The following is a 14674-nucleotide window of genomic DNA, read 5'->3' as shown; positions in this document are numbered from 1 at the left end:
CCTCGCCCCGGGGCGGCAACGACGAAGGCCCCCTCCGGTCGGAGGGGGCCTTCGTGCTGAGGGTGACTGATGGGAATTGAACCCACGACAACCGGGACCACAACCCGGTGCTCTGCCAACTGAGCTACAGCCACCATGCGCTCCGCTCCGGCAGGACCGGGCGGCGTGCGGGACTAATAATAGCCTCACCCCCGCCACCCACGTCCACCGGGTTCCCCGCCCCCGTCCCGGTCCCAGCCGTGGCGACGGGGGGTCTGGGTGCGAAGTGGCCCCTGAAGGGGTCGTTTCGTGCCAAGATCCGCGAGCGTGTCCGCCTGCTGCTACGGGGCGGCGATGGTCGGGTCCGCGCCGGGGTCGCCCTCCCGCTGCAACTGTTCCTCGAACATGACGAACGTCCGCCGCCTGATGCCCTGGACCAAGGCCCGCTCCTCCGCCGTCAGAGCACGCCGCTCAGCGGCAGCGACATCCTCGACGGCCCGCACGGTCTCGTACAACGCAAAGATCGGGCCATCGCCCCGCAGATAGTAACCGCGATACGCCTCCACCTCCTGAACGAAATCCTCCGGCGGCCGCGTGAAGATTTCACCGCCCACGGCAAAGACTATTTCCGCAAAGAGCTCATCTTCTCTGTTCCACCCGCCGTCATCTATGGAGACTCGCCACACGCACACTCCACCATCAGGCGACGATACGATCTTGACCGGCGATGCATAGTATCTGAAATACGAAGGAAGAACGAGGCCGGGAGTAGGATTCATGCACTTTCCTGCAGAGTGGACATTAATGCGTTCCAGAAGAGTTCCTGCTGACGCCTGATGATACCACCGACAATCGCCGACTCTCGCGCCGTCAACACCCGACCCTCCTCAAGCGCCAGAGCCTCGATGTCTCGCTTGACCTCAAAGAGTGAATGCTCCCAAACGGCCACCTCGTCCAACGCCGCCAGGTGCAGGCGAAACTCCGCCACATGACCATTGGACAACCTGAGCAGTAGTTGAATGTCGCGGTAGCCGCTCCCCTGCGGATTTCGGAAGCGGTCGTTGAACTCCACGATCCGCACCGCAGGATGCCCTCGCAGCCGGTCGAGGGCTCGATATAGGTCGCCAAGCGAATCGAACTCAACCTTTGCGGCGGCAAGATCGGTCAATCGCGATGCCTCCCCGTTGTACTTCTTGATCTTGTCTTCAGCGCGCTGCCTAGCCTTGGGCTCGGTCCGCCAGCCTGCCACGCCAACCACGCGATCGCCCTCGTGCGCAAGTTGCTGCGCGAGTACGGTCAACTCCTGCTGCGCGACCGCTGCCTCGCGATAGAGGGTGTCCAGGTATTCAGACCGGTATCTGGCATCCGTTCGACGGACATGGTCGAATCCTGGCTGGACCGCGCCACCCGCCTCTGGCGCGACGCTCTCACTGACCCTCCGGTGCTCTTCGGCAAGAGGCGTCGACTCCGGTCTCGATGCGCCCGGATCCTGGGGAGGTGCGCCCATTTCTTCAACCTCATGCACCACAGACTGGAGCACTTCGAGGGCCTGCGGGTGACTTGCCAGGTGATGCAGCGTAACCGGGCGCGCAATCAATGATCTGGCCAACTCCGGCGTCGCCAGTATCAGCCTCACCAACTTTGGTTCCGTCACCAACTGATTCACCAGCGTCTCGGCCAGACATGGTTCACCGGCCGGTGGAGACCGCCAGGTCTGGTCCAGCATGCGTCGGACGCGGCGGTCTTCAAAGAGCGCGGACAGATCCTGCACTGCCGCCTCGGTCAACTGCGGCGCAAGGCGCCGCAGCGTCGGCCCGTCCATTTCTGTCGCCAGCTCGACCGGCGTAACACCCGCACTGAAGATCTGGTCAAGGTCAGAGTTGGCCGTCACGACCTTTCGCGGAGAGATCCCACGCGACGTCAAGACCGTTCGAGCCTCTTCGCGGGCGCTACGGACCTGGTCGCCCGCGAGGTTCGATTCAATCGAACCTCGCGGGGGATCCTCGTCGGGGCTACCGGTGCCATCCCCCTGCGCCAGCACTGGATCGGCCGAGCCGGGGCCTTCCAGCAGGTGCATCCGGTTGACGTACAGCTCGTCGTCCGTGGGGTCGTCGGGGCCGGGCCGCCACTCCCGCGACCGGTCCTCCGGCTGCGGCCGTTGCCACTGCTCCGTCACCTCGGCCCGCTGGCTGAACTGCCCCGGCCCGACCCCGGCGAACGGCATCGGTCGCCCGTCCGCCCCGAGGACCAGAGCGTCGATGCCGGTCACGTTGTGCGGGGCCGGCAGCCCGCTGTGCAGGTAGATCGGCATGTCGGACACGATTCCGCTCTGCGGATCCAGGTAGAGCACGCCGCCGTCCTGGTTCAGCGCCACCCAGGCGTGCGACCCGCCACCCTCGTAGGTGGTGATCAGGAACGCGTAGCTGCCGTGCCCTCCGGCGCGTAGCTGCCTCTCGATGCTGCCGAACCCCCGGTTGACCACACTCCACCTGTCGTCGGCGGGGGTGCCGTCGTCGGGGTCGACGAGCTGCTGGAAGCGCCCGCCGGTGGCGTCCTCGACCCGCCCCGGGCCGCCGAGCTCGCCGCCGAGCGGCCGGCTGATGTCTCCGGCGGCGTACGCGTCGAAGGTGCGGGGCGCGGAGACCCGGGGGCGGCCGTGCATCCACGTCTCGTAGAGGGACAGCGTGCAGTCCAGGCAGTTGATGCCCCGGGTCGGGTCGGCGGCGGGCCCGCCGTCGTTGGCGAGCCGGAACCAGCCGCCCCGGCGGGGATCGGCGGTGCGCAGGACCTGCCCGCCGGCGTCGCGGGGCATCGCGCGTTCGAGGTCGGACTGGTGCAGGGCCAACGGGGGCCGGAGCCCGCCCCACTGCCCGTACCGGCGGGACCGGTCGATCGGCGGCGGATGGTCGTCTCCGGTGAGCGCCGAGGGGCCGCCGGCGTCCACCTCGCCGACGACGAGCGACGGATCGTCCGTGTTGATCGAGTAGAAGTCGAGGGGGTCGCTGACCTCGACGAACTGCGGCGTGACCGTGCCGGCTAGCACCGCCTCGGCCAGTTCACGCGACTCGTGGGCGGCCCGCTCGTCCGCCACCGCCATCCGGTGCCACGACGTCGCGAGGTAGTCCTGCCCACGGTGCTTCAGGCTGAGCGCGTAGGCGGCGTACTCGCTGGCGCGCCGCTGGAAGAACTCATACCGGGAACGTAGCTCCTGAGAGTCGTCGTATCGCCGGTTGTCCTCGTGCAGGGCGCGCTGCTGGTGGAAGCGGGCCTGGTAGCGACGCCGGTCGTACGCCTCGCGTTCGGCCCGCCGCCTGGCCTGCCACTCGGGCGACCTGCGCGGCGGCGGAACGGGATGGTCCGCGGACGGCGACCGCGGATCCAACGAGTGCAGCAGCGGAAAGCGGGGTGGCGGGGGCGGGGGCGGGGGCGGGAACGGGCCGTCGTGGCCGGGGGCGGGCGGCCTGGCCACGCCCACCGCGCCCGCGCCGGCCGCCGGCGGGGCCACCGAGGCCACCGGGGGCGGCGCGACGGTGCCGCTCGCCGGGGCCGGCAGGTGGGGCGTCGCCGGCCCCCCGGGCGCGCCGCCGTCGGTGACGGTGGCGGCGACGGAAGCGACGGGGGCGGTGGCAGCGGCGACGCCGGGGGCGGTGGCGACGGACGGGGGCGGCGGCCCGGCTCCCCGCGTGTCGAGCTGCCCGGGCTCGACCGGGGCGACGGAGGACAGCGTCGGGGCGGCCGTCGCGCGGGGGGCCACCGGCCCGTCGGTCGCGCCGGGGGTGCCCGGGGACTGCGCCGCCGGCTCCGTCGGCGCCCCCGCCAACGCGGTCGACCCGTGGCCGGGATGGGCGCCGCCGGCCGGGCCGGCGGAGGGGGCGTCGCCGGGCGGTGACTCGGGTGTCGCGGGCGGGGACGCCGGCTGGTGCGTCCGCAGCGCGTCGCCGGCCGCCTCGGCCGGGGCGGGCTCCTGCCCGGCCACCCCGAGCGTCGGGGCGACGGGGCCGGAACCCGCCCCGTCGCGCGGCAGCGGGACGGTGGGACGTTCCGGGCCTGCGCCGGGGGTGCCGTCGGTCGGGGTCGGGACGGGCGTCGCATCGGTCGGGGCCGGTGCGGGCCCGCCGAGGTCGGTCGGGGCGAAGGACGCCCCCCGCGAGAGCGGCCATCCGGCCGTCGAGGCGGTGGTGCAGCGCCGTGTCGGTCTGGGCGGTGGTCGATCCCGTCGCGCCGGACGCGGCGGCCCGGGCCGCGTCCTCCAGCGACACCAGGCCCTGCCCGGTGGCGACGTTGGCCGCCTGGTCGGCGATCACCTCGCCGGTCATCTCCCGGCCGAAGTGCTCGCCGACCCGGGCCGCCCGCCCGGTCGCGTGGCGGCCGAGGCCGGCCAGCGGCGCGGCCGCCCCGCCCGCGAGGCCGCCGAGCGCGGACATCCCCGCGTCGGTCACGTCCAGGCCGTGCCGTCGGCCGGTCGAGTTCTGGTACGCCTGCGTGGCGAGCGTGATCCCCGACTCCTCGGCCGCCTCCTCCAGCCCGCCGCGCGCCGCCTTGCGGGCGAGGCCGCGCATGCCGCCCTCGGCCACCCGCTTGGCGGCGCGCTCGCCGGCCTCCTTCAGGCCCTGCTTGAGGGTCTTGCGGGCGAGCTGGGCCAGCAGCTTCTTGAAGATCTGCTGCACGACGAAGCGGCTGGCGGCGATCGCGGCACCGGCGGCGGGCGAGGCGGCACCGGCGGTGAGCACCGCCGCCACCGCGAGGGAGAGCAGCTCGACGACGAGGATGCCCAGCTCGATCCAGACTTCGAGCTTGGCGCCCTCGATGTCGCAGCCGCACCCCTCGACCAGCCGGCCGAGGTCACCGCTGACCGCCAGGAGCACCGGCAGCGGTGCCTCGTCGCCCTCGGCCACCCGCTTCCAGGCCGCGTCGAACGCCTCCGCGACCGCACCGACCCCGCCGTATCCGCTGCGGACCTCCCCGGCGGCGGCGACCGCGTCGGCGCGCGGGCCGGCCAGGGCGTCGGCCACGGCGTACCACTGGTCGGCGAGGTCCCAGACCGCCTTCTCGTCGCCCTCCGGCCACTCCACCCCGATCACCCAGTCCAGCGCCTCGTAGACCCAGCCGGGCAGCTCCCAGGGCGAGTAGTCCAGCGGGTGCGGGATCGGGCTCGGCAGCAGGGTCACGGGGGCCTCGGGTCGTCAGCGCCCGGCGGGCCGCTGGTCGGAGATCCGGTCGAGCCGGCCGGCGTTGTGCGCGTCCGTGCGCACGGAGTTGTCCACCGACCGCACGACGTCCTCACCGAGGTGTTCCAGCGCCCGCCCGAGGCCCGTCCAGGCCCGCAGCAGCGTCTCCTCGAACCCCCGGTACTGCTTCTCGAACGCCGCGCCGATGTCGTCCCGCCCCCAGGGGCGGGCGGCGCTGGCGGCCGCAAGCTGGCCCCCCACCCGGGCCCGCCGGTCGGTGACGGCCTCGCCGGCCGAGGCCAGGTCGGCCCCGCCGCGCCGCGCACGGCCCGGATCCAACCAGAGCTGCCCGTCGGTCACGTCGCCCGCTCCCCGCCCCGCATGACGGCGTCGGCCCGGCCCAGCAGGGTGTCGAAGTCACCGGTGCGGAGGAACTCCATGGCCCCCGACCCGGCCGGCAGGTAGCCCGCCACGAGTTCCTGCGTGGCGGCGGCCGCGGCGGCGGTGGCGCGGTGCACCGTCGAGGTGATCTTGCGGCTCAGGGCTCCGGCGTCGCGGGCCTGGAGGGCGGCGGGGGTGAGCTCCACCGAGACGACGTCGCCTCGGGCGCCGGCCACCACCGTCACCTGGCCGTCGTCGGAACGCGCGGTGACCCGCAGCTCCGCGAGCCGGGACCGCAGCTCGTCCAGACCGGACCGGAGCTGGCGGTATTGCCCGTGCACCTCGTCGAACCGGGCTCGCAGCGCCCGGTTGGCCTGCCGGTCCACGCTCTCGACCAACGTCGACCTCCCCGTCACACTCGGTACGGCAGACCATACCGGGCGCCACGGATTCCGTGGGGTCCGGTAACTTCGGGTGGGTGATCGACCGTCAGCAGGCCGAACAGCTCGCCACCGTCTGGGCCCACCGGGACTCCCAGCGACTCGGGCACGAGTGCGCCCCGCTGGTCGAGGAGTTCGACCTCGGCTACCTGATCACGTCGACGGTGACCCCGTCCGCCGCGGTTCTCCCGGGCGACCTGCCGACCACCGTGGTGGACAAGGAGACCGGCGAGGTCTCGACGTGGCCGCGCCTGCCGTTCCCCGCCGTGCGGGAGATGTACCGGCGCAGCCGGCCGGCGCAGCCCGCGCCGCGCACCGTCGACCCGGCGAGCCAGTTGCTCCGTGAGATCCGCCGCCTGCCGACCCCCGGCACGGCCGCGCACCTGAGCGTGGGCGGCCGACTGCACCGCGCGGGGGGAGCCAAGGGCGAGGCGGTGCTGCGGCACCACCGGCTCGTCCGGGACTATCTCGACGCGCAGCCGCCCGGCCACCTGGTCCGGGGGGTGGACCGGCACGCCGAGCTGATCGTCGTGTCGGACGCCCTGCACGAGCACGACCACGAGCGCGCCGCCGCGGGGCAGGCCCCGGCGACCCTCGACGAGGCGCGGGTCCTCTTCGCGGGCAGCCTCTTCGAGCTGTACTGGGTGCGCGAGCCGGGCGACCCGGCGGGCGGGCCGGGCGACCGCCCCTGCGACTCGTGCCTCCGCTTCCTGGTGCACATGAACGTGCTCCCCTGGTCCGACCTGGGGTTCCGGCAGCCCCGGGTGCCGGAACCGGCCCCGGTGCCCGAGCCGGGCCGCTTCCCCGACGAGGTGGCCCACGCCCTCGTCGCCGCCGGCTGGGCCCCGCACGTCGGGGACGAGATCATGGCCGCCGCCGCCGTGCGGGACGTCACGGCCGTCGCCGGGGCCAACCACACCCATGTCGCGTTCCCCGCGGCGGTGGAGGCCATCACCCGGTTTCCCGGCCTGATCGGGTCCCGCCGCGGCCCCGGCCAGCAGGTGTGGATCTCGCGGTTCGACGTCATGCCGCACCTGGTCGCCCACAACGCCGACACGCTCGCGGACTTCGCCGCCGTGCTCGGCGCCCGGCTGTTCCCCCTCGGCACGGAGAATCAGGAGAGCATCATCGCCGTCGACGAGCGGGGCCGGGTCTTCGCGCTGGACCAGGCCGGCGAGTGGTTCCTCGGCGACGACGTCGACGCCGCCCTGACCACCCTGCTGCTCGGCCGGGCCCCCGCCCGCGTCCGCGACGACGGCACCTGGTGACGCCCGCCGACGAGCGCGACGCCGCCGCCGGCCGGAGGCGCTACAACTGCACCCCGGTGAGGACCAGGACCCGCGCCTCGGTGTAGTCGTCCATGGCGCTGCGCAGGCCCTCCCGCCCGACGCCGCTGCCCTTCACGCCCCCGTACGGCATCTGGTCGGCCCGGTACGACGGCACGTCCCCGACGATCACCCCGCCGACGTCGAGGACCCGGTGGGCGGCGAAGGCGACGTCGAGCCGGTGGGTGAACACGCCGGCCTGCAACCCGTACGCGGAGTCGTTGACGGCGGCGAACGCGGCCGCGTCGTTCTCGACCCGGGCGACCACGAGCACCGGCCCGAAGACCTCCTCGGCGCACACCTTCGCGTCGGCCGGCACGCCGGACAGCACGGTCGGCGGGTAGGTGGCCCCCTCGCGCCGCCCGCCCACCTCGATGGTCGCCCCGGCCACCACGGCCTCGTCGACCCACGCCTCGACCCGCTGCGCGGCCTCGACCGACACCAGGGGGCCGACGTCGGTCAGCGGGTCAGCCGGGTCGCCGGTGCGCAGCGCCTCCACGGCGGCGACCAGCCTCGGCAGGAAGGCGTCGTAGAGCCACTCGTGCACATACACCCGCTGCACGGCGATGCACGACTGCCCGGCCTGGTAGTTGGAGAAGGTGGCGATCCGCTGCGCGGCGAAGGTGAGGTCCTCGTCGGTGTTCCAGTCCTCGCAGATCACCGCCGCCGCGTTGCCGCCCAGTTCCAGGGTGACGTGCTTGTCGGGCGCGGCCCGGCGGATGGCCGCGCCGACCGGCCCGGAGCCGGTGAACGACACCACCGGCAGCCGGGGGTCGGCGACCAGCTCGGCGGCCCGCTCGTTGGGCAGCGGCAGCACCGAGAACATGCCCGCGGGCAGCTCGGTCTCGGCGAGGAGCTCGCCGAGCAGCAGCGCCGACAGCGGGGTGGCGGGGGCCGGCTTCACGACGATCGGCGCACCGACGGCGATGGCCGGGGCGACCTTGTGCGCGACCAGGTTGAGCGGGAAGTTGAACGGCGCGATCCCCAGCACCGGCCCCTTCGGCGCGCGTCGGACCAGCGCGATCCGCCCGGTGGCGGCCGGGTCGGTGTCGAGGCGTTGCAGCTCGCCGGAGCAGCGGCGGGCCTCCTCGGCCGCCCAGCGGAACGTCGACACCGCCCGCCCCACCTCGGCCCTCGCCCACCTGACCGGCTTGCCGTTCTCGGCGGTGATCAGGTCGGCGACCTCGTCGGCCCGTTCGGCGAGCCGCCGCGAGACGTGGTCCAGGGCCGCCGCGCGGGCGTGCGCGGGCAGGGCCGCGGCCCGCGCCGCCACTGCGGCCGCCGCGGCGACGGCGGCCTCGACCTGGTCGGGCGTGGCGAGCGTGGTACGCCCCACCGGACGACCGTCGTACGGGTGGGTGACGGTCAGCTCGCCCTCGCCGTGTGCGGGACGGCCGGCGACGAAGAAGGCTCTCGGCTCCACACCTCGGCAGCGTAGCCGAGCCGCCGCCGCACGGTAACCAGCAATTCCCGCACGGAAACAGTCGCTCATGCCCTTGTCTGCCGCGAATTCAGTAGCGAAGATGGCAGTCAGATTCCGATAACCTCCGCTGTCCGCATCCCCGGCATCCCTCGGAGACACCTGATGAGCGACCAGCAGCAGCTGCGCAACTTCGTCAACGGCGAGTACGTCGATCCTTCCGACGGCGGGTACGCCGACCTGGTCGACCCGTGCACCGGCGAGGTCTTCGCCCAGGCGCCGGTGTCCGGCGCGGCGGACGTGGACGCGGCGATGCGGGCGGCCTCCGCCGCGTTCGAGACGTGGCGGGACAGCACCCCCGGCGAGCGGCAGAAGGCGCTGCTGAAGCTCGCCGACGCCGTGGAGGCGCGGGCGGCCGAGCTGGTCGACGCCGAGGTGCGCAACACGGGCAAGCCCCGCCAGCTCACCGCCGAGGAGGAGCTGCCGCCGGCCGTGGACCAGTTCCGGTTCTTCGCCGGGGCGGCCCGGCTGCTGGAGGGCCGGTCCGCCGGGGAGTACATGGCGGGCCACACCTCGTACGTGCGGCGGGAGCCGATCGGCGTCTGCGCGCAGGTCACCCCGTGGAACTACCCGCTGATGATGGCGGTGTGGAAGATCGCCCCGGCCCTCGCCGCCGGCAACACGGTGGTGCTGAAGCCGTCGGACACCACTCCGGTGTCGACGCTGCTGCTGGCCGAGATCGCCGCCGAGTTCCTCCCGCCGGGGGTGTTCAACGTGGTCTGCGGCGACCGGGACACCGGTCGTACCCTCGTGTCGCACCCGACCCCGCAGCTGGTGTCGATCACGGGCTCGACCCGGGCGGGCATGGAGGTCGCCTCCGCCGCCGCGCCGGACCTGAAGCGGACCCACCTGGAGCTGGGCGGCAAGGCCCCGGTGGTGATCTTCGACGACGCGGACGTGGCGGCGGCGGCCGAGGCGATCGCCGTGGGCGGCTACTTCAACGCGGGCCAGGACTGCACGGCGGCGACGCGGGTGCTGGCCGGTCCGGGCATCCACGACGACTTCGTGGCGGCGCTCGCCGAGCAGGCCCGCAACACGCGCACCGGCGCGCCGGACGACGCCGACGTGCTCTACGGCCCGCTGAACAACGCCAACCAGCTCGCCCGGGTCAGCGGCTTCGTCGACCGGCTGCCCGACCACGCGAGCGTGCAGACCGGCGGGTCGCGCGTCGGCGAGCGCGGCTTCTTCTACTCCCCCACCGTCGTCTCCGGCGTGCGGCAGGCCGACGAGATCATCCAGCAGGAGGTGTTCGGGCCGGTCATCACCGTGCAGCGGTTCTCCGACGAGGACGAGGCGGTGCGCTGGGCCAACGGCGTCGACTACGGCCTGTCGGCGTCGGTGTGGACGCGCGACCACGGCCGGGCGATGCGGATGACCCGCCGGCTCGACTTCGGCTGCGTCTGGGTCAACACCCACATCCCGTTCGTCTCCGAGATGCCGCACGGCGGGTTCAAGCACTCCGGGCACGGCAAGGACCTGTCGGTCTACAGCCTGGAGGACTACACCCGGATCAAGCACGTCATGCACAACATCGAGGGCTGACCCGTGCCGTCCTCGGAGGAGCTGCACAAGCGGCGGGGCGCGGCCGTGGCGCGGGGCGTCGGCAGCGTCGTCGGCGCGTACGTGGACCGGGCCGGCGGCGGCACGATCACCGACGTCGACGGGCGGGAGTGGATCGACTTCGCCGCCGGCATCGCGGTCACCAACGTCGGCAACTCCGCGCCGCGCGTCGTGGCGGCGGTCCGCGAGCAGGTCGAGCGGTTCACCCACACCTGCTTCATGGTCGCGCCGTACGAGTCGTACGTGGCGGTGTGCGAGCAGCTCAACGCGCTCACCCCGGGCGGCTTCGAGAAGCGCTCCGCGCTGTTCAACTCGGGCGCGGAGGCGGTGGAGAACGCCGTGAAGATCGCCCGGCACGCCACCGGGCGGCCGGCGGTGGTGGTGTTCGACCACGCGTACCACGGGCGGACCAACCTGACGATGGCGCTGACGGCGAAGAACATGCCGTACAAGCACCGGTTCGGCCCGTTCGCCGGCGAGGTCTACCGGGTGCCGATGTCCTACCCGCTGCGCGACGGGGGTCTGTCCGGGGCCGAGGCGGCGGCGCGGGCCATCGAGACGGTGGAGAAGCAGGTCGGCGCGGAGAACGTGGCGGCGCTGCTGATCGAGCCGATCCAGGGCGAGGGCGGTTTCGTCGTACCCGCGCAGGGGTTCCTGCCGGCGCTGCGCGAGTGGGCGACGGCGGCCGGGGTGGTCTTCGTCGCCGACGAGATCCAGACCGGGTTCTGCCGCACCGGCGACTGGTTCGCCTGCGACCACGAGGGCGTCGTGCCGGACCTGGTGACCCTGGCCAAGGGCATCGCGGGCGGGCTGCCGCTGGCGGCCGTGACGGGCCGGGCCGAGCTGATGGACGCGGTGCACGTCGGCGGCCTCGGCGGCACGTACGGCGGCAACCCGGTCGCCTGCGCGGCGGCGCTCGCGTCGATCGAGACCATGCACGAGCTGGACCTGGCCGCCGCCGCCCGCCGGATCGGGGCGACGCTGGCCGACCGGCTGCGCGCCGTCGCCGCCCGCGACGCGCGGATCGCCGAGGTACGCGGCCGGGGCGCGATGCTCGCCGTGGAGCTGGTGCAGCCGGGCACCCTGACCCCGGATCCGGCCGCCGCGGCGGCGGTGTCGGCGGCCTGCCACGCCGCCGGCCTGCTCACCCTGACCTGCGGCACGTACGGCAACGTGCTGCGCTTCCTGCCCCCGCTGGTCATCTCCGACGGCGAGCTGGCCCGGGGCCTGGACATCCTCGACGCCGCCTTCGGCTGAGCCGGGTCCTGCGGAACAGCCGGCGACCCGTCATCGGTCGCCGGCCGCCCCGCCACCCGGCCTCAGGGCAGCACCTCTCTCCGCCCAGCGCCTCTCCCAGCCCAGCACCTCTGTCAGCGCAGGACCTCGACCACGTTGCGCCGCACGACGTTCTTGCCCGGCTCCCGGACGAGGTCCATCGCCGCCGCGTTCAGCAGCACACAACTGCCCGACGGCCCCGCCACCGACACCGTCACCGCACGACCATTGTCCAGATTGGTCACCCGCAACCGCGTACCCACCGGAAAACGGTCACTCGTCGCCGCCGGCGCACCACCCTCCGCCGAGAACGTCACCGAACCCTGACAGGCGCTCTGCCTCGTGGGTGGTGCCACCGTCGCCCCCGTGGGCTGGGCACCGGGCTGGGCGGGCCGCTCTCCGCCGGGCTGGGCCGGCACACCGCCGGGCTGCGCGGGTGTGCCGCCGCCGTCGAGGCGCTCCACCACGTTGCGCCGCACGACGTTCTTGCCCGGCTCCCGCACCAGCTCCATCGCCGCCGCGTTGAGCAGCACACAACTGCCCGACGGCCCCACCACCGACACCGTCACCGCACGACCATTGTCCAAGTTGGTCACCCGCAACCGCGTACCCACCGCGAACCGGTCACTCGTCGCCGCCGGCCCACCACCCTCCGCCGAGAACGTCACCGAACCCTGACACACGCTCTGCCGCGCCGGTGCCGTCCCGGCGAAGCCGAGCCCCGTCCCGACCGCCACCACCGCCGAGGCGACCACGGCCATCCCCGCCGCCAGGACATGCGTCCGCCGTACCCTCACGTGCCTCTCCCGTCGTCCGATGATCGGCCTACGCCGAGCGGTACGGCCTGGGAGCGCTGCCGGGTTCAGCCATCCGCCAGGAAGGTTTCCAATCCCGGAATCCCGGAATCCCCCACCCTGCCCCGCCCCGCCCTGCCCCGCCCCCGCCCGCGCCCGCCCCCGCGCCCGCGCCCGCGCCCGCGCCCGCGATCTTGCACTTTCGGCCCCCGTGATGCCCGAATACGCCGCTTACGTCGGGGCCCAAGGTGCAAGATCGCCGGAGCACTGCGGCCGGCGGTCAGGGGAGGAGCGCACGGATCGTCGTGACTATGTGGGCGGGACGGCGGTAGAGGTCACGGTCGGTGAAGTGGCGCATCGTCCAGCCCTCGGAGGCAAGCCAGTTGGCGCGGTCCCGGTCATATCGGAGCCGCTCGCGGTCCAGGTGGGACAAACCGTCGTACTCGATGCCGATCCGCCGTCGGCGGTACCCCAAGTCCAGCCGGTAACGCCCGACCCCGTCCTCGTCGAGCACCCAGACCTGCGGCTCCGGAACGGGAAGGCCGCCATCGGTCAGCACCAGCCGCAGTTGGCTCTCCTGACGACACTCGGCCCGCCCGTCGGCCAGCGGCACCAGAGAGCGGGCTTGACGCACGCCCGGAAGCCCACCGTGGGACAACACCTCCTCGACGAGGCCATCTCGGCTCGCCACGCCCGCCCTCAGCACGGCATCGAGCACCGGCAAGGCGTCGAGTCGCCGAACCGTACGCGCCAGATCCACCGCGCAGCGCGGGGCCGGCGCGCAGGGCAGCCCACTCACCAGGACCGGCTCGACTGGCACCGCCGAGTGATGAACCACCACACCTGGCAGCCGGGGCCGGGGCACCTCAGGAGGCAACTGCACATGCACGGCACCCTCGGGAAGGACGCCGAAGCCGTGCAGGCGAGCCGCGGTGTGGCGGGACAGCATCGCCTCGGACGGCAGGCACAGCAGCAGCGCTCGTAGCGCGTCGAGATCCTCGATGGGGCCGTCCGCGTAGACGCCTCGTCGCGCCCGCACGACCTGCCCTGTCGCCAACCGCGTCCGAAGCCGCTTCCGGCTGGTCGACCTCAGCACCGATGTCGTACGCCAAAGCTGGGTTCCCATGCCTGCAGGCTGCCCGACGACCCGCCCCGACGCCTGACCAACCCTCGCCCCTGTGGACAACGATCGCCGCTGTGGACAACCCCCCAACCCCGCCCCACTGTGCTAGCGCCCCTCCCCTCCCCCTCCACCCCTCGGCGATCTTGCACTTGCGGCCCCAGAAGTGGGCGATTCACGGCTTTTGACGGGGCCCAAAGTGCAAGATCGCCGAGGGGGTGGAGGGGTGGTGGCGGGGGCGGGGGTGGGGGTGGGTTAGTCGTCGCAGCCGTAGCCGTCGTTGTCGCGGTCCAGGTCGTAGATGTCGTCGCCGATGACCTTCACCGGGCCCGTGACGTACGCGGGGCCGTTGCCGCCGCCACCGGCACAGTCGACGTCGCTGGCGATCGGCACGCAGCCGCTGTAGTTGGGGTCGCACCGGCGTTCCTGCTTCGTGCCCACCGCGACGACCTGGGTGACCGGCTGCTTCGTGACGGCCGACCGGAGCAGCTTCCGGCCGGTGGGCACCCCGTCGGTCAGGGTGACCTGGTACGTCAGCGTGCGGACCCCGTTGACTCCCCTGGTGCGGACTACCCGCTTGCCCTCGGCCAGGGACGAGTCCTTCACCGTTCGCTCGGCGTACCGGATCGTCTGCGTCTCCTGCTCGGTGCGCGTCTCCACGGTCGGGGGCGTGGCCGTCGGGGGCGCGACTGTCGGGGACGGCGGAGGCGTGGAGACGGTGGTCGCCGGCGCGGCCGCCTCGGACACGGCCGGCTCGGGGGCGGCGACGGGCGGGCTGGCCTTGGCGGCCACGGCGGTGCGCCCCTGCCCCGGGTCGTCGGCGAGGGCCCCGACGACGGCGGCTCCCGCGCAGCAGAACAGCACGGTCGACAACAGCACGCCGCCCAGGACGACACCGACCCGCTGCCCGGGCTGGAGGCGACGGAACCATCCCGCCCGGGCAACGGACGGCGCGACGGGGGCGGCGGGGTTTCGGTGGTACGGCGGCTGATGGGTCACGACACCGAGTGTCACCAGGGTGGGGCGGCTCGGTAACCGCCGTACCGATCCTCAACGACGCCGATCGGCAAACCGGCCGATACGTACAGTCCGGGGCGGAAACCGGGCAGGCGGCAGCGTGCCCCATCCGGGCGGGCACGGTCGTACGGGTCG

At 73.3% G+C, this 14674-nt stretch carries 12 protein-coding genes and 1 tRNA gene; 3 read left to right on the top strand and 10 right to left on the bottom strand.

Translation table 11 applies throughout. The features are described from left to right. Positions 1 to 61: 61 nt before the first annotated feature. From O7628_RS18470 to O7628_RS18445, 6 genes are all read right to left on the bottom strand, one after another. Positions 62 to 134, bottom strand: a tRNA-His gene (locus tag O7628_RS18470). A 186-nt stretch (positions 135 to 320) separates the two neighbouring features. Next, positions 321 to 593, bottom strand: coding sequence for a hypothetical protein (locus O7628_RS18465; protein ID WP_278132237.1), 273 nt, complete (start codon positions 591 to 593; stop codon positions 321 to 323). A gap of 161 nt (positions 594 to 754) precedes the next feature. After that, positions 755 to 2641 (bottom strand): toxin glutamine deamidase domain-containing protein, encoded by a 1887-nt coding sequence (locus O7628_RS18460; protein WP_278136346.1) that lies wholly within the window; start codon positions 2639 to 2641, stop codon positions 755 to 757. 526 nt (positions 2642 to 3167) lie between these two features. Next, positions 3168 to 5147 carry a hypothetical protein gene (locus O7628_RS18455; RefSeq protein WP_278132235.1) on the bottom strand — a complete coding sequence of 660 codons (1980 nt, stop codon included), beginning with the start codon at positions 5145 to 5147 and terminating at the stop codon, positions 3168 to 3170. 15 nt (positions 5148 to 5162) lie between these two features. Then, on the bottom strand, positions 5163 to 5507 hold the full coding sequence (locus tag O7628_RS18450) for a hypothetical protein (protein ID WP_278132233.1): 345 nt from the start codon (positions 5505 to 5507) through the stop codon (positions 5163 to 5165). Continuing rightward, a complete protein-coding gene (locus tag O7628_RS18445; protein WP_278132231.1) occupies positions 5504 to 5926 on the bottom strand; it encodes a YbaB/EbfC family nucleoid-associated protein in 423 nt (140 codons plus the stop codon). Before O7628_RS18445 ends, O7628_RS18450 begins: the two co-directional genes overlap by 4 nt. A gap of 80 nt (positions 5927 to 6006) precedes the next feature. On the opposite strand from O7628_RS18445, the gene O7628_RS18440 reads away from it, so the two are divergent. Then, entirely contained in the window at positions 6007 to 7236 is a 1230-nt protein-coding gene (locus O7628_RS18440) for an SUKH-3 domain-containing protein (protein WP_278132230.1), read from the top strand. Between the two features lie 40 nt (positions 7237 to 7276). Here the strand turns inward: O7628_RS18440 and O7628_RS18435 are convergent, their stop codons facing one another. Beyond that, positions 7277 to 8716, bottom strand: coding sequence for an aldehyde dehydrogenase family protein (locus tag O7628_RS18435; protein ID WP_278132228.1), 1440 nt, complete (start codon positions 8714 to 8716; stop codon positions 7277 to 7279). 162 nt (positions 8717 to 8878) lie between these two features. Between O7628_RS18435 and O7628_RS18430 the strand changes: the two genes are divergently transcribed. Together O7628_RS18430 and gabT are read left to right on the top strand one after the other, a co-directional pair. Next, on the top strand, positions 8879 to 10315 hold the full coding sequence (locus O7628_RS18430) for a gamma-aminobutyraldehyde dehydrogenase (RefSeq protein ID WP_043962000.1): 1437 nt from the start codon (positions 8879 to 8881) through the stop codon (positions 10313 to 10315). Between the two features lie 3 nt (positions 10316 to 10318). After that, on the top strand, positions 10319 to 11590 hold the full coding sequence (gabT, locus tag O7628_RS18425) for a 4-aminobutyrate--2-oxoglutarate transaminase (protein WP_278132226.1): 1272 nt from the start codon (positions 10319 to 10321) through the stop codon (positions 11588 to 11590). A 113-nt stretch (positions 11591 to 11703) separates the two neighbouring features. On the opposite strand, the gene O7628_RS18420 is transcribed toward gabT, so the two are convergent. The 3 genes from O7628_RS18420 to O7628_RS18410 form a co-directional block, all read right to left on the bottom strand. Continuing rightward, positions 11704 to 12405 (bottom strand): hypothetical protein, encoded by a 702-nt coding sequence (locus O7628_RS18420; protein WP_278132223.1) that lies wholly within the window; start codon positions 12403 to 12405, stop codon positions 11704 to 11706. A 277-nt stretch (positions 12406 to 12682) separates the two neighbouring features. Then, positions 12683 to 13528 (bottom strand): DUF559 domain-containing protein, encoded by an 846-nt coding sequence (locus O7628_RS18415; RefSeq protein WP_278132221.1) that lies wholly within the window; start codon positions 13526 to 13528, stop codon positions 12683 to 12685. A 249-nt stretch (positions 13529 to 13777) separates the two neighbouring features. Continuing rightward, positions 13778 to 14521: a G5 domain-containing protein gene (locus O7628_RS18410; protein ID WP_278132219.1), complete on the bottom strand. Its 744-nt coding sequence runs from the start codon at positions 14519 to 14521 to the stop codon at positions 13778 to 13780. Positions 14522 to 14674 lie beyond the last annotated feature (153 nt).

Origin of the sequence: Micromonospora sp. WMMD956, assembly GCF_029626125.1 — a bacterium.
In the GTDB taxonomy this organism is placed as follows: domain Bacteria; phylum Actinomycetota; class Actinomycetes; order Mycobacteriales; family Micromonosporaceae; genus Micromonospora; species Micromonospora carbonacea.
This window is presented reverse-complemented; position numbering and strand designations above follow the sequence as displayed.